The sequence below is a fragment of the Vibrio sp. V42_P2S4T144 genome (genome assembly GCF_009904715.1).
Lineage (GTDB): Bacteria > Pseudomonadota > Gammaproteobacteria > Enterobacterales > Vibrionaceae > Vibrio > Vibrio alginolyticus.
Genome location: NZ_WXWS01000489.1, coordinates 1 through 18,730, shown reverse-complemented (window position 1 = coordinate 18,730; position 18,730 = coordinate 1). Strand labels below are relative to the sequence as shown.

Annotated in this window: 1 protein-coding gene; it reads right to left on the bottom strand. The window is 47.4% G+C overall.

From position 1 onward, the window contains the following. Window positions 1–13: 13 nt before the first annotated feature. Window positions 14–18,634, bottom strand: coding sequence for a retention module-containing protein (locus tag CAG68_RS16185; RefSeq protein WP_161441367.1), 18,621 nt, complete (start codon window positions 18,632–18,634; stop codon window positions 14–16). Window positions 18,635–18,730: the final 96 nt, after the last annotated feature.

Genomic DNA, 18,730 nt, shown 5'->3' with positions numbered 1-18,730 from the left:
GTTATATATAGGTTTATCCGTTATCAATAACACCGTTGTTCAGCAATGACTCTACAATCTCATTGGAGCTGAGACCGTTGAAGTCGATTGAAGTACCTAAGTTTTCCACGACAATAGTCTGTTGAACATTTGCATCCGTCGTAATGTTCAGAGAAACACTTTCCGTCGATGCATCGTAGTCTGCCGAAATGTGACCAAGCAGATCATCCATGTCGATCATTGAGTTATTGAGATCAGAGATAACTTCACGTAAATCGATGCTGTCTTCGTTAACAGTGAAGTCAGTAATGGTATCCACTGCCCCTTCATCAACGGAGTCTACCGTCCACTTGAAGATATCGCTGCCGTCTCCACCCGTTAAGATATCTGAGCCTAAGCCACCGATAAGAACGTCATCGCCATCGCCACCCAGAATAACGTCGTCACCGTCGCCACCAATCAAATTGATACCTGTGTCTCCACCGACTAAATAGCTGTCGTCCACTGCGGTTGACTGGTCAATATCGTCGCTATCACTACTCACATTCAAACTAATTTGGACAGGTGAAGACTGCGCTTCATCGCCATTAGATTCCGTTGATATCGCCGTAAGCGAAATATCGTAAGAACCGACATCAATACCACTGTTAGTATCTGTTGCGACAATTTCTAGCGTATCAATTTCATCGCTTGGTACTGTCCAAGTGGTACCATCGAAGCTAATGCCTGATGGAGAAACGCCACTTGTTACCTCAGCACTAGCTGGTACGCCCGTTAGCTCCAAAGACAGCACCTCGTCAACATCAGTAAGCGCCGCCATGATTCCGACAATCGCTAAACCTTGACTGCTCGCGGTTTGGCTAGCCGCAATTTGACGAATGTAATTAAACTGAGGATTGATACTCAATGTAGGTGCATCAGCTACAGGTGTCACATTGATAGTGAAGTCTTGATTCGCCTCCAATGCGGTACCCGATGCATTTTCGAAGTACACGCCGTTGTCCTCGACTTTCACCGATAAAGTGATTGAAGCTGCGTTGACATCTCCTGCATCCACAAATACACCCTCAGAAGCGTCTGTTGCTCCAAGAACGGAGTTAATATTATCTGGTGTGCCCATTAGGGTTATTTCACCAGCCATCCCCGCCCCAACAGTCACACCACTACCTGCTGGCGGCTCGACACGAAGGTCGCCCTCGGTAACTGTAAGAGTCACGGTCATGCTTTCATTTGCTTGTGCGCCCGCAAAGTCGACGTCACTCACACTAATACCCGTTACTTTCTGGCCATCAGCTTCATTGATCGTATCCGTTACCGACGCTGCAGTGATTTCAGGTGCGTCATTGGTAGCTTCAACATTCAACACTGCTGTGCCCGCGATTGTAATTGGGTCTGGAGCGCCGTTAGTGGTTCCGTCATCTGTGATTTCATAAGTGAAATTAACGTCACCAAAGAAATCTGCTGCGGGTTCAAACGTCCACTCTGTCGCACTCACTTGAGTCAACGTGCCGGAAGTTGGGTCCACTAACGCAACATTATCGACGGTCAAGTTGTCTGACTCAGGATCACTTGCGTTGCTCAGCAACTCAGTAGCCGTAATAGTTACCGAACCACCATCTTCTTCCGTACTACTCAACGTTACCTCTGATGTTACCGGTGCATCGTTCACCTCAGTGACTTCGAAGGTCGCCGTTCCTGACACCGTTTGAGGATCAGAAACACCGTTCGTTGTACCGTTGTCGGTAATGTCGTAGGTCAGATCGACCTTGCCGTTGTAGCCAGGCGCAGGAGTAAATGACCATGTACCTGTTACGTTGTCGAAATCCAATGTGCCGCTGCTTGGGTCAACCAACTGGACATTACTCACCATCAAGGTGTCGTTTTCAATGTCAGAAGCATTCGCTAACAAATCAGCTTGGGTAATTTCAACCGCCGTACTGTCTTCTGCGATATCAGAAAGTACCACTTCAGACGTCGTTGGAGCATCATTGACTTCCGTTACGTTGAACGATGCGCTGCCGTTAACCGATTTAGGATCGAATGCACCACTTGTCGTGCCATCATCTGTAATGGTGTACGTGATTTCAACTGGACCGTTGTAATCTGGTGCTGGGGTAAATTCCCACTCTCCCGTACCACTGTTGAAAGTAATGCTACCCGAATTCGGATCCGTTAACTGAACATTGCTGACCGTGAGGTTATCGTTCTCTACGTCTGTCGCATTCGCAATAAGATCCGCTTCAGAGATGGAGAACACACCACTATCTTCTTTAATATCCGGTAGCGTCACTGGCGTAGTTTCTGGGGTATCATTCACCGCTGTCACTTCAATATTGAAGCTGCTGCTGTTGGTATTTAGGGTGTCATCTACCCCACCAATTACGATACCTTCATTACCTTGGTCATCGACTGTCACGTCCACCTGAACGTCACCAAAGAAGTTCAGGTCTGGATTAAACTCAATCAGACCGTCTGCAATGGCATTGTTTAGATCGGCCACTGTGCCTTTCAGTTCAACGGAGTCCGTACCATCACCGCTCACGGTTAGGTTGTAAGTAGCGATGAGCGTTGGATTAAGCTCCAAGATACCGCTGTCGACGTTCACATTGAGTACGTATTCAGCATTCGGATCATCGAGTACGGCATCAATATCGGTAATGCTGAAACCATCAAGCAGCATTGGCGTATCTTCTGGTGTTTCCACATCCACGGTGTTGACGAACTCTGGACGATCGTTCACTGCTTCAACATCAACAGTGACATCAAACTCCTCTGCGGAGCCCAAGCTTTGACTGCCATCGAGCCCAGTATCAACGGCTTGCACTTTGAAATGCAGCGAACCATCCCATGAGTTATCGTTGCGATCACCAGAATTAAACACCACTTGATCCAAGTCTTGAGCATTGATTTCTAAGACAAAAACGCCGCCGCCTTGGTCAGTAAATACTGTCCCATCAGGTAATGAAACGCTCGCCCCATCAGGGACATTTGAGACCTCAACTCTCAGCGTCTCTGGATCATTTTCCTGGTAGTTTGCACCATCTCCGATGGACTCTTTGTTATCAACCACTAACGCATTTACATTAATAACAATGTCTTCGCCCTCATTACCTGCAGCCGAAGTGTCGGGGTTCACATCAACATCATCACCAATAGGATTGACAATAAGCGTAAAGTTGTTGTTTCGTTCCGTTGGAACTTGTAGCAACTCCTCTTGAATGAAGACCGTAATACCTATCTCAGCCTCGCCACTAAAGTGTTTTGGCGGTTTAATTTGGATGTCACTCAGGTCAATGGACGTCTGAGTGAGATCTTTTAGTTGAATACTCCATTCGCCCCCACCGTTGTTCTTAACAACATAATCAGAGGAATTGGATTTAACGATAAAGTCATCAGGAAGTCCCGTTAACTTGAGTGAAACGAAACTCTCAGAACCGTCATTATCGTTCAGGCTGATCGAAACACCAGAGCCCGATTGATTCAGCGAAATTAAAGTATCTTCGTCACCAATCACCGTGATTGGCTGCGTCGGATCGGCACCTGTAATGGTAATGTCATCAACGACTGGCGTAACTTCAAATGTGACATCGTCAGTGAAGGTTCTCACATCTATATTATCGCCAGAGTTATTCAAGATAGACTGATCAAACACAGCTTCATCAGTAATTTCTCCCTCGATATTAATCTTGACGGTATTTTGGCCACCACCTACGGGGTAATTTTCTTTTGGCTTAAACAGAACATTGTCAAGCGCACCAGCTAAAATCTCAGCTTCATTAAACTCAATACTGGTTCCTAAGCTGTTACCATTGGCATCAACAAACTCACCTAATGTTGTGTCATCAAGCTCTAACTTGATGTTCGTTAGTGTTTCTCGACCACCTTGAGTGTTGTTAAATTGATCGGCAAAATCAACACTCAAGTTAAGTTGGATTAAGCCATCTTCGTAACCAACACCATCCGCCGTGGGAACGTCGTTATTTAGATCAGTCACAGGTTGTTTGTTTGCATCCAAGCCGAAAGTACCGACGATATCTACTCTTACATTTGGTGTGACATCGCTATCCAACGGCTGATCCCCGGCTGAACTCGGAACGTCTGCAACCGGTAAAACCTGAACTGGAAACTGGACATTATTTTCTTTTTCATCACCGGACTCAGTGTCTTTAGTGACAAACCGAATTGGCAATTCGAAATCACCTGCGTAATCTTCTGCCAAGTGCATCGTCAAACCATCAAGGCCAGTAATATTTCCACTCGCATCGATATGGGCTTGGAACACGTATTTACCATTGACAAAATCAACATCCGTCCCCGTGATCACCAAACCAGGAGGAATGCCAGGAGCTGTCGGGTCGACGATAATAGTCAAGACATCCTCCACACCATCTGCATTAATCGCATCGACTTTCGACGTCAACTGAGCACCAAGGTTAATAGAATTGTCTTCCAACGCTTGAATTTGAACATCATCAGCCACCTGAATCTCTGCCGCTACACTCATTTTCGGTGTGAGGACGGTTGGAAACTCTAGTGTCACATCCGTTTGACGCACGACCGTCGCATCTTTTTCGTTGCCCAAATCTTCGCCCAAATCATTCACTTCTGCGTAAATGGTTAAGCCAATTTGAGAGAGACCACCGTTATCGCCATCGTCGCTGTCATCGTTTGGTGTTAAATCAAGTCCAGACGGCGCTTTAATTGAGAAGTTGTCTTCATTAGTTACTGTCCAACGACCTCCACCTTCATTTAGTGCACCGACGATAACCAATTGGTTGAGGATCTCAGGGTCCACATTGTGAAATTGAACAACAAGTTGAGTCACCACTTCATCTGAAGACGCATCAAACTCTTGGTATTTAATGATATGAGCGCCAGATTCGCCCCCCATAGAAGTGTTGATCGTAAAGTCAATGTTACCTTGATCGTCTGACTTCACGATATCGGTAGCACCACCACCACTTTCAGTGACAAGCAGACGGGTTTGGTCGTCTATTGCCCCCGTCTTATCCTCTGGCTCAACGATTGGATTAACTTGGACATTCACCGTACCATTGATGGTTTTCTCAGCGATACCTTCACCGGGATTCGAAGCGTCAACATATTCATGGTCAATCTCTTTCACAGTGACGGTTGTGGTCAAGTCAAAGTCAGTACTTGAATCCTGCTCCAACTGAACTTGAACATAGCCACTTTGAGAGATTTTAGCGGAAAAATCTTGTTCTGATTCACCGGCTTGCGGTGAAAGCGTTAGTGTTCCAGAAACAAGCGTTTGTGCCACACCATCTACATAGACCGTGCTGCCTGGAGGAAATCCAGAGATGGTTACATCACTAAAGAATTCATCGGTATCAGGGCTTTGTACGAGCGTCGGTTTCCAATCGATGTCAAAGCGCGTATCTTCATCTCCCTCCGATCGGACAACGTAGTTATCTTGAGCGTCAATAACGGGTTCGACCTTGATCCTTACCTCTCTTTCAATCACACGACTATGACCATCATTCTCGGTAACAATGATCGTCCCTGTAATCGCAATGTTTTCAGTTGAAGAGGCTTCCGGAATAATTTGAATACCGGAATTAAAATTCAGCCCAGTGATGTTTGCTTCGTAAATCGGTTGACCGTTACCATCATAGCCAACAAAGGTGAGGTCAACGCTTGAACCGTCTGAATCTACGACACGAACACCGTCGGGGATGTTGGACAGGATAACAGTAATGGCTTCTGAATCATCCTGTGGTCTATCGGCAACTTCACCTGATACAACCGAGAAGTTGAGGTTTACAACAGCATTCTCTTCAATAGTCGTCTCTATCCCGGCCACATCTCCGTCTACGAATCGGTTCCAAACGTTCCCCGCGTCAATTAATACCGTGTCTGGTATGTCAGCAACACCTTTTACACCAACGATGACGGTCTTACTGCCCAGTGACAACACATCTTCTGTCGTACCGGTAGACAATGATGCTGTGTCTTTCACAATTCCTTCGACATTGAAAGTAAAGTCATCATTGCTGTGCAAAGGAGGAAGAACTTCGACGTTCGCTAATTCAGACTCTGGCACTTCGTAATAAAGTACATTGCCGCCTGAATCGGTCACTTCTACTATCTGACTTGGGTTTGCTGAGTCCAGCCACACCAAAGTAACCCCATCAATTGAGAAGTTAGAAATGCGCACAAATAACGCTTCAGAACCATCTAAGTCCGCTGATGGTTTCATGGTGATCACTTCACTTAATTGGAGTGGGTCGTGATCAGTGACAGGGTCTACCGTATTTTGAGTTCGAGCATTATCCTCAAACACATTAATTCGGTTTACAGTAAAACTACCTTTATCCGCAACTGGGTTTACATCAATAATGATGGTTTCGGTTTCTGAGCGAGCGGTATCTTTCCCAAGCAGTGGATTGTTGTTTTCCGTCGTAATAGCGGTGACATCAATTCTGATTTCGCCCGAGAAGTTATCTATCGGATCAACTTGAACTTCATCAATTCGGCTTGCATCCACCAGATAAACACCACCGGATTTTGGTATCGCACTACCATCTGAATAGACTAACTCTGCGTTACCTTCTCCTTGTGTAAAGACAAGCTCGTACACAATGCCTTCTGGGTTACTAGTGTCTTGGGTTTCAGCCGTGATGTTAAGTGCGACATTGTTTCCATCTTCATCAACCGAGTAGTTAAATTCGCTGCTTGCCGTCCACGTTGCAATATCTGCGACGGCAGCAACTTCAATGTCTAAACGACCATTAATCGTATGATCTGGCGTACCATTGTTAAGAATTTCCACGCGGATACGAGGATCGATACCAGAAGCATCGGTTGATGTATGACGATCTGGTACGAAGTACAAGTTATCTAACGAGACAAGCTCACCATTGAATGACTGCTCAACATTTGATGCGTCGAGAACAACCGTATTGCCCACAGATGTTAATTCAATGTAGTTGCCACTGCCGTCTCTGTAGTAGAACGTACCGTTGTGAGTATCAGCATCTCGAATAGTGATGTCACCTAAGCTCTCGTTACGGTCGATATCGTGTAAATTGATAACCAAGTCGACTTTCGCAGGGCTAACATCCAGCGTCGACAAGTTGTCCTGAGTATTTGCAGAGTCAACGCCCACAACGACACCATCACGCCCTTGGTCTTCGAACGCAGTAACGGTAGACGTGTCAATTTGCGCATTGCGGTCTCTTATCGAGATATCCACATCGGCATCTGCGATATCGCCATCACCATCGGTTGCAACAACGTTGATGGTGAAATCAATCGAGTCGGTTTCGGTATGGTCAAGGTCGTCATTCGGACGGAATGACACACTGCCATCGGTTCGAACAACCAAACGACCGATTTCAGTATCCACTCCGTCAAGAACCTTGTGAACAAATACGACTTGGTCGCTGCCGTTCAAATCGACAGAATCAGAATCAACACCATTTTGCTTAAAGTAAATGCCTGAATCATCAGCCGAGAATGAAGTCACTTGTGCGCCGTCAGCACCAAGGTCATCATCCCCCTCTACAGGGTCTCGGAATAAACGAACCGTGCGGCTGCCTTGCCCCTCAACACGCGAAATAGATGCATCGTGCAAGGTTGGAACATCATCGGTAATCGTCACTGGTAAGTTAATACCTGCCGTATCACCATCGACATCGGTCGCAAAGACTGGGAGATCAAGTATGAGTGTATCTTCGCCTTGAGTTGAGTGATCTAGCGCACCCTCAAGCGTAAACTTGTAAGAGCCGTCAGCGTTCAAAACTAGTGTGAACACTGAGTTACCATCAGGTGTTTGACCTTGATAAGTAAAGTTGTTGTTGCTTACCGCGGTTTGAACTAACGTCACCGCAAAACCACCTGAAGTTACTCCTGGTATCGGGTTAGAAGTAAGATCCAGCTGATAAGAGACAACGGTATCTGCCCCTTCCACCGTATCGAAATTGCCCGTTACTTCTAGGCTGTCTTTGTTGGTTGCCTGAGAGCCGTTGGCAAGGTCATCCTCATCAACAGCCAAAGCATCTGCTGATTTAATTTCGGGAATGTCATCAACTACGGTAATTGGAAGATTCAGTGATGATGACGTGTCACCATCAAAGTCTGTTACTGTAATTGGAATATCAATGACAAGGTTGTTTTCACCTTGAACAGCGTCATGGTCGATTGGTCCCAACAGCTCAAATTGGTAGCTGTCATTATTCGCATCAAGAGACAGCGTGAAGATCTTAGTTGATGTGCCAGTAATAACCGCTTCGTAACTGGTTACTCCACCATTCGTGCTTACTAGATTCAACTCGATGCTGCTGCCGTTCGACGTTAAACCAGACACGACTGCATCGAGGTCTGAAACTTGGTAGCTGACAATCTTGTCTGCACCAGCAACGACCTCAAATCCGCCGTTCAATACCGTTGAATCACTACTTGTCGTGTCAGAGCCACCGGAAAGATCATCTTCATCAACGGTTTGTTGGCTAGAGTCTGTCACTTTCACAATAGCTGGGACATCGTCCACCACGGTGATCGGCAAGGTGATGTTATTGGACACATCGCCATCAAAATCAGTCGCGTTGACTGGGAAGTTAATGACCAACGAGTTTTCATCGTTACCCGCAGGATGATCAAGTGCACCCAACAGTTCAAATTCATAACTGTCTGCTGAACCATTTAGCGTCAGTTTAAAGACGGTGTCCGTCGTACCTTGTACATAAGCTCGGTACTCAATCACACCGTTTGAATTTGAAAACTCAACCAACTCAAGCGGTTGACCACCTGAGGTAAGGCCAGAAACAGGCGATGTTAAACTATCCAACTGGAAGCTAACGATAGAGTCGGCACCATCAGTAACGTCAAAGTTGCCACCAATGATATTGGATTCTGGCGTGTCGTCCGAACCTTGGCTTGGAATATCATCCTCATCCACAGACAAGGTACTACCAGAGCTAATAGCATCAATGGTTGGTTTGTCATCTACGATCGTAACTGGCAAGGTCGCAGTGATGGTATCGTTGTCGCCATCCGTGATCTTCACAGGTAGATTCAACAAAATCTCATCAGAGTTAACCGCGTGATCTAACTGACCAGATAACTCAAAGTCGTATTTACCATCTTGATGAAGTGTCAACGTGAAGACCGTCACTCCACCCGGTGTTTGTCCCACGTAAACAAGCGCGTCAGCAGTTGAAGCGCCAACGTCTTGAGAAAGTGTTACCTCTTCTCCACCCGATTTCAGATTCGGGATAGGATTTGAGCTTAGATCCAATTCGAAAGCATCAATACCATCTGCGCTAGTGACTTCGAACTCACCTGATACCGTTAATGGCTCTTTCGTTCCATCAGAACCAAGAGGTAAGTCATCTTCGTCGACACGTAGACTTTCAATATTGGTAACAACTGGAACATCGTCCACAACGGTAATTGGCAATGTGAAGGCTGGTGAAGTATCACCATCATTATCTGTCGCCGTCACAGGGAGGTTAATAACAATCTCGTTTTGCTGATTACCATCGGGATGATCAAGCGGCTTCTGTAAATCGAACTCGTAGGTGTTGTTCGTTGCATCCAACGTCAGTTCGAACACCACTTCAGCAGGATTGCCTGCGACACCTTGGTATACGTTCACGCCGTTTGCGCTAGAAGACAGAACTAAGGTGATAGCTTCACCATCTGAAGTCAGTGACGCAACAGGCGTGGTCAGGTCACTCAGCTGAATAGAAGCAACTTGGTCAGCACCTTCGGTGATATCAAAAGTACCTGAAATAACAGTATCTTCTGCACTTGCAGCATCCGTACCTGCTGGTAGGTCATCTTCATCAACGGTTTGTTCGCTGCCTGCTAGTAAACCGTCAATGGTCGGAACATCATCCACAACCGTAATTGGTAAGGTGATGTTGTTCGACACGTCTCCATCAAAGTCAGTCGCGTTTATCGGTAAATTGATGACCAGTTCATTTTGGCCATCAGCATTTGGATGATCGAGAGGAGCAAGCAAATCGAAGGCGTAGCTGTCATCAGAGGCATCGAGGGTCACACGGAATACCGGTGTCGTCGTGCCATCAATACGAGCTTCGTAAACTGAAACGCCACCTGCGTTTGATACTTCAACCATAACCAGTGATTGACCGCCAGAGGTCAGGCCTTGTACTGGCGTCGTCAGGTCAGAAACGCTGTACTCCACAATGCCATCAGAGCCATCAGTCGCGATGAAGTTACCTGCAATGCTGTTCGACTGCGTACCATCAGATCCGACTGTTGGGATATCGTCCTCGTCAACCGTTTGCACACTTGTTGCTTCGATGCCACCAAGTGTCGGTTTGTCATCAACGATCTTGACAGGAATTGTCTCAGCAGACGTGTCGCCATCAAAGTCGGTTGCGATGATTGGGAAGTTCAGTGTCAGCTCGTCACTATCTACCGCGTGGTCGATTGGACCTTCTAGCGTGAAGTTATAAGAGCCATCGGTATTCACTGTCAGCGTAAAGACCGCTTCAGTCCCCGCTGCCGCTTGGTAAGTAAAGCTACCATCGCCGTTTGCGGTTTCCGTCAGTGTGACTGCCACGCCTTGTGATGTGAGTCCAGCTACAGGTGTTGCAGAAGCATCGAGCTGATAGCTCACCACTCGGTCCGAGCCTTGTGTGGTGGTAAAGTTACCATCGATTGAAATCGGGTCAGTTTGGTCTGAGCCAATCGTACTTAAGTCATCTTCATCAACGGTAATCGCATCGACATCAGTAATGGTCGGTTTATCATCCACGATGGTGACTGGGATCGTTTCTGTGGTGGTATCACCATCAAAATCCGTTGCGATGATTGGGAAGTTCAGCGTCAGCTCATCACTGTCTACCGCATGGTCGATTGGCCCTTGCAGCGTGAAGTTGTATGAGCCATCCGTGTTTACTGTTAGCGTAAATACGGCTTCAGTTCCTGCTGTCGCTTCATAAGTGTAGCTACCGTCGCCGTTTGCGGTTTCAGTCAGCGTGACGGCCACACCTTGTGATGTTAGACCGTCAACAGGCGTTGCAGCAGCATCCAATTGGTAGCTTACTACCCCATCAGAGCCTTGCGTTGTAGTGAAGTTGCCATCGATTGAAATTGGATCTGAGCCGTCGGAGCCAATCGTCGCTAAGTCATCTTCATCCACGCGGATTGCGTCTACGTCAGTGATGGTTGGTTTATCATCAACGATGGTGACAGGTAACGTCTTCGATGAGGTGTCGCCATCAAAGTCTGTTGCGATAATCGGGAAGTCGATTTGCAGACTGTCGCTATTCACCGCATGGTCTAGTGGGCCCTGCAGAGTAAAGGTGTAGCTGCCATCTGGCTTCACCACCAGTTCAAATACGGCATTGCCATCTGCTGTGGCAGTGTAAGTAAAGCTGCCATCACCATTTGTTGTCTCAGCAAGTACGACAGGCTCACCATGAGAGGTTAACCCTGCTACTGGATCTGCTGTTGCATCAAGCTGGTATTTAACAACGCTGTCCGAGCCTTCAGTTGTGCTGAAAGACCCCGACATAAACGCATCATCGTTTTGGTCTGAGCCAATTGAAGCGAGATCATCTTCGTCCACCGTGAGTGGAACAACGTTGTCAATGGTTGGAACGTCATCAGTAATCGTAACTGGAATGGTCGCGGTCGTCGTATCGCCATCAAAGTCTGTTGCAATGATTGGGAAGTTCAGTACTAGCTCATCGTTGTTTAACGCGTGATCGATTGGCCCTTCTAGACGGAAGTTGTATGTGCCGTCTGCATTCACATTCATGGTGAAAACCGGATTGCCATCCGCGGTAGCCACGTAAGTGAAGCTGCCATCGGCATTCGCAGTCTCTACCAAAGTAACAGGCTCACCTTGAGAAGTTAAACCTGAAACAGGATCAGCCGTTGAATCAAGTTGGTAGCTCACCACACGGTCTGAACCTTGAGTGGTCGTGAACGCGCCTTCAACATAAACAGCGTCAGTTTGGTCTGAGCCAATACCTGATAAATCATCTTCGTCTACTGCAAGAGGCACAACATTATCTATGATTGGTGCATCATCCGTGATCGTGACTGGAATGGTTGCCGAAGTCGTATCACCATCAAAATCGGTGGCAATAATTGGGAAATCAATCGTCAGGCTGTCGCTGTTAGCTGCATGGTCAATCGGACCTTGCAGCGTAAAGTCGTACGTACCATCTGTTGCGACATTCAACGTGAAGACAGGATTGCCGTCAGCGGTCGCAACATAAGTAAAGCTGCCGTCGCCATTCGCGGTTTCCACCAAGGTAATCGCCTCACCTTGAGACGTTAGCACCGCAACAGGATCAGCCGTTGAATCCAGTTGATAGCTCACCACTCGGTCAGAGCCTTGAGTGGTCGTAAACGCGCCTTCAACGAACAGATCGCCGCCAGGGTCGGAACCCACACCGCTAAGGTCGTCTTCATCGACACTTAACGCATCCACCGCTGTGATGGTCGGTACATCATCAACAATCGTGACTGGAATGGTTTCAGTGACAGTGTCGCCATCAAAGTCGGTTGCGATAATTGGGAAGTTTAGTGTCAACTCGTCACTATCAACCGCGTGATCAATCGGCCCTTCTAGCGTGAAGTTATAAGAGCCATCAGTATTCACAGTCAGCGTAAAGACCGCTTCAGAGCCCGCTGTTGCTTCGTAGGTAAAACTGCCATCACCATTTGCAGTTTCTGTTAGCGTGACAGCCACACCTTGCGAGGTTAAACCGTCAACTGGTGTTGATGTGCCATCGAGTTGGTAGCTCACCACTCGGTCTGAACCTTGCGTGGTGGTGAAGTTACCATCAATAGAAATCGGGTTGCTTTGGTCTGAGCCAATTGACGCTAGATCATCTTCATCAACCGTAATGGAATCCACGTCAGTAATAACTGGCTTATCGTCTACGATCGTCACTGGGATAGTGGCATTTGTGGTGTCGCCATCAAAGTCGGTCGCGATGATTGGGAAGTTCAGTATCAACTCATCACTATCTACTGCGTGGTCGATTGGACCTTCAAGCGTGAAGTTATAGCTACCATCAGTATTCACTGTCAGCGTAAAGACCGCTTCAGTACCCGCTGTCGCCTCGTAAGTAAAGCTGCCATCACCGTTTGCGGTTTCAGTCAGCGTGACGGCCACGCCTTGTGATGTAAGGCCGTCAACTGGTGTTGCAGAAGCATCAAGCTGATAGCTCACCACTCGGTCCGAGCCTTGTGTGGTGGTGAAGTTGCCATCGATTGAAATCGGGTCAGTTTGATCTGAGCCAATCGTGCCTAAATCATCTTCATCAACGGTAATCGCATCGACATCGGTAATGGTCGGCTTATCATCCACGATGGTGACTGGGATCGTTTCTGTGGTGGTATCACCATCAAAATCCGTCGCGATGATTGGGAAGTTCAGTGTCAGCTCATCACTGTCTGTCGCATGGTCAATTGGCCCCTGAAGCGTGAAGTTGTATGAACCATCCGTATTCACGGTCAGCGTAAATACGGCTTCAGTTCCTGCTGTCGCTTCATAAGTGTAGCTACCGTCGCCGTTTGCAGTTTCCGTCAGCGTCACTGCCACACCTTGCGATGTTAGGCCATCAACTGGCGTTGCAGCAGTATCTAATTGGTAGCTTACTACCCCATCAGAACCTTGCGTTGTAGTGAAGTTGCCATCGATTGAAATTGGATCTGAGCCGTCAGAGCCAATCGTCGCTAGGTCATCTTCATCCACACGGATTGCGTCTACGTCAGTGATGGTTGGTTTATCATCAACGATAGTGACAGGTAACGTCTCCGATGAGGTGTCGCCATCAAAGTCTGTTGCGATAATCGGGAAGTCGATTTGCAGACTGTCGCTATTCACCGCATGGTCTAGTGGACCTTGCAGTGTAAAGTTGTAGCTGCCATCTGGCTTCACAATCAATTCAAATACGGCATTGCCATCTGCCGTGGCTGTGTAAGTAAAACTACCGTCGCCGTTAGCAGTTTCAGCAAGCACGACAGGCTCACCATGAGAGGTCAACCCAGATACTGGATCTGCTGTTGCATCAAGCTGGTATTTAACAACGCTGTCTGAGCCTTCAGTTGTGGTGAAAGAACCCGACATAAACGCATCATCGTTTTGGTCTGAGCCAATTGAGGCGAGATCATCTTCGTCCACCGTGAGTGGAACAACGTTGTCGATAGTTGGAACGTCATCAGTAATCGTGACGGGAATGGTCGCGGTCGTCGTATCGCCGTCAAAGTCTGTTGCAATGATTGGGAAGTTCAGTACTAATTCATCGCTGTTTAACGCGTGATCGACCGGCCCTTCCAGACGGAAATTGTATGTGCCATCAGCATTCACGTTCATGGTGAAAACCGGATTGCCATCCGCGGTAGCCACGTAAGTAAAGCTGCCATCAGCATTCGCAGTCTCTACCAGAGTAACTGGCTCACCTTGGGAGGTTAGCCCCGAAACAGGATCAGAAGTTGAATCAAGTTGGTAGCTCACCACACGGTCTGAACCTTGGGTAGTGGTGAACGCGCCTTCAACAAACACAGCGTCAGTTTGGTCTGAGCCAATACCTGATAAATCATCTTCGTCTACAGCCAGAGGCAAAACATTATCGATGATTGGTGCATCATCCGTAATCGTGACTGGAATGGTTGCCGAAGTCGTATCACCATCAAAATCGGTGGCAATAATTGGGAAATCAATCGTCAGGCTGTCACTGTTAGCTGCATGGTCAATCGGGCCTTGCAGCGTAAAATCGTAAGTGCCATCTGTTGCTACGTTTAACGTGAATACCGGATTGCCGTCTGCGGTCGCCACATAAGTAAAGCTGCCATCACCGTTGGCGGTTTCCACCAAGGTAATCGCCTCACCTTGAGACGTTAGCCCCGCAACAGGATCAGCCGTTGAATCCAGTTGATAGCTCACCACTCGGTCAGAGCCTTGAATAGTGGTAAACGCGCCTTCAACGAACACAGCGTCAGTTTGGTCTGAGCCCACGCCGCTAAGGTCATCTTCATCGACACTCAACGCATCCACCGCTGTGATGGTCGGTACATCATCAACAATCGTGACTGGAATGGTTTCAGTAACGGTGTCGCCATCGAAGTCGGTTGCGATAATTGGGAAGTTGAGTGTCAGCTCATCACTATCCACCGCGTGATCAATTGGCCCTTCTAGCGTGAAGTTGTAAGAGCCATCAGTATCTACTGTCAGAGTAAATACTGGGTTGCCACCCGCAGTCGCTTCATAAGTGAAACTACCATCACCATTTGCGGTTTCTGTTAGCGTGACCGCTAAACCTTGCGAGGTTAAACCGTCCACTGGTGTTGCTGAAGCATCGAGTTGGTAGCTCACCACTCGGTCAGAGCCTTGTGTGGTAGTAAAGTTGCCATCAATAGAAATTGGATTGCTTTGGTCTGAGCCAATTGACGCTAGATCATCTTCATCAACCGTAATGGTGTCGACGTCGGTAATAACAGGCTTATCGTCCACGATTGTCACTGGGATAGTGGCATTTGTGGTGTCGCCATCAAAGTCTGTTGCGATGATTGGGAAGTTGAGTGTCAGCTCATCGCTATCTACCGCGTGGTCGATTGGACCTTCAAGCGTGAAGTTATAGCTACCATCAGTATTCACCGTCAGCGTAAAGACCGCTTCACTACCCGCTGTCGCCTCGTAAGTAAAGCTGCCATCAGCGTTTGCGGTTTCAGTCAGCGTAACTGCCACGCCTTGTGATGTAAGGCCGTCAACTGGTGTTGCAGAAGCATCAAGCTGATAACTTACCACTCGGTCAGAGCCTTGTGTGGTGGTGAAGCTACCATCAATAGAAATCGGGTCAGTCTGGTCCGAACCAATCGTGCCTAAATCATCTTCATCAACAGTAATCGCATCAACATCGGTAATAGTTGGCTTATCATCCACGATGGTAACAGGCAATACGATTTGGCTTGTGTCACCATCGAAGTCTGTAGCAATAACGCTAAAATCAAGGGTTAAGCTGTCGCTATTTGCCGCATGGTCAATTGGACCTTGCAGCTCAAAACTGTACGAGCCGTCGGTATTCAAAATTAATGTGAAAACTGCACTGCCATTTGCCGTTGCGCTGTAGGTGTAACTGCCATCTGCATTTTGCGTTTCGGCAATGGAAACGGTTTGACCTTGAGATTGCAGGCCATTTAAAGAATCAGCGTTTACATCCAACTGATACTGTACGACGCCATCAGAACCTTGAGTTGTCGTAAACTGACCTTCGACCAGCGTTGACTGTGATTGGTCAGAGCCTACCAAACTTAAGTCATCTTCATCGACGGTAAGAGCGACAACGTCATTAATGGTTGGCACATCATCGGCAATGGTTACCGGTAGAACAAGTGAACTGGTGTCACCGTCAAAGTCCGTTGCGACAATAGTGAAGTCTAGAGTTAAGCTATCGCTACCCACAGCATGATCGATTGGACCTTCAAGGGTAAATGAATAAGAACCGTCAGGGTTCACTTGTAAGGTGAAGATAGCGTCCCCTTCTGCCGTTGCAGAATAGGTAAAGCTGCCATCTGAATTGGTTGTTTCCGTCAGAGAGATAGATCGCCCCTGCGATTCCAACCCATTGAGTGGATCAGTGCCGCTCTCTAATTGATAACTTACAACACGGTCTGAGCCCTGAGTCGTCGTGAAGCTACCTTGCGCGAACACAGAGTCGCTTTGATCGGAGCCAATGCTTGATAAATCGTCTTCATCGACGGCTAGCGCATCAACGCCATCAATCGAAGGAACGTCATCTTGAACTTGAATGACAATTTGCGCAGCTTCTGGTGTGTTCGAACCTTCGGTAATAGAGGAGCGGTCACCATCCGCATCTACCGCGTAAACTGGCAGTGAGAAAGTGAGCGAGTCATCGTTAGCACCCGTATGGTCAAGTTGTTCATACAAGTTGAATTGGTATTCGCCCAATGCAGGTGCATCAATCGCCACATCAAATACGGTAATACGCACACCATCCAGCTCGATGAAGCCTTCGTAAGTACGTACGCCGTTACTCTCGGACGCTAGTTCTAGTTGAACAACCTGCCCTTGAGATTGGAGTTCTCCACCAACATTGAACTCTGTAGGTTCCAACTCATAGTGATCAATGATGTCACTTCCGACCGCTGTCGTGATCGACCCAGTACCACTTGTTACTGCCGCGCCTTCCTGTGAACCTTGGTCAACCCCCGCCTCATCTAAAGACAAGCCCGTCACGTTCTCAATCACTGGGTTATCGCCATCGAGGATGGTCATCGTAAAGGTGTTGCTTGCCGTATCTTGGTCATAGTCGACGATTGTGGTTGGTAAAGAGAGCTCAATCGTATCTTCACCGTTTGTTTGTTCTAACGGCTTAAATTGCTCAAATTGGTAGGTACCATCAGTATTCAGACTGATGGTTAAGACGGTTTCATTCGAGCCAGCAATGGACAAGGTGATAGTACTGCCGTCTTCAGAGAGTACCGCTTCTGTCGCCTGATTATCACTCAGTAGGCCATCGAACTGACTAAGTCCTTCTTGATTAAACGTGACCGTTGCCAATTGATCACTACCAATATCAACAAAGGTGCCAGTAATTGGTGTAGAAGAAGATTCAACGTTTTCAAAAGTAACGTTTTGCGGCGCAGGATCATCGCCATCAATAACGGTTGTCGTAAAATCGATAGGCGCTTGAATGCTATTACCACCAATATCTGCGCCTGTAATGTCAAAAGCGATATTGATTTGATCACCGACGATAGATACTTGGCCATCAGCGATGGACGCCACATGGTCAATACCCTGGCTAATCGTGGTAACGACCTCTAACTCTAAATCACGGCCTAAAGATGTCGCTTCGATCTCGATACGAAGCACTTCGTTACCACCTTGAGTGCCGATAATGGCATTTTGCGCTTCGTCGTAAACGAACGCTACTGGCTGACCACCAGAGGTAATGTCACTGTTTAACTCGGTTAACAAAGACTCTAATGAGGACGTTTCAGGCACAAATGAAGCAGTATCAAGTGCGAGATCCCCTGCTTCAACCAGCACACTAGAAGAAATGGTTTGCGGGTAGCTAGATAGAGAAATTGAGCCTTCTGTTACGCTAGATTGCAGTGACTGCCCACCATCAGCAAAGATCGTGACATTCAAACCGTCATCTTCGTCGCGATCATCTTCTCCGCTGCGAGTCGCAGACGTTTCAAAAAAAGTAGACGCGAGTACTTCCGGGTTATTATATTCAACCGTCACGTAGCCAGCATTAGCCGAGCCTTCAGCACCTGCGCCAGCAGCTGTTGCTTCTAAGATAGCGGTAGGGTCAGCTCCGTCTAAAATAGCTTGCTGGATAGCGGCAATATCGTTGGCGTCGAAGTCAGCACTTCCAATAGCCGTTGGGTCAAAAGTCACCAAGCCATTAACTGGAGATTGTACCAATACTGGTTCTAACGGTTCAGAAGAAGGCACAGGAAGACAAGCAACACAATTTGCATCGACCAGATAAAGCTCATTATTTATCTGTACGTCGAGAGAAGCATTATTTTCTGTGATAATAATCTCGCCAGGTCTTAACTCATCCCCCGCTTTTATGACCTTAACGTTTCCATCCAGGCCCAAAACCAAAACTTCACCTTTGACAGCATTTACAATCGCGCTCTGCGGTACCGTGTGCGTACTCATCTGACCTCCGCTAATGGCTTACGTTTCCCATTAACCTTTTTAGATAATTTCTTATTAATTTAGTGCGGCATACTGCACACCTTTATGCGATTAAAC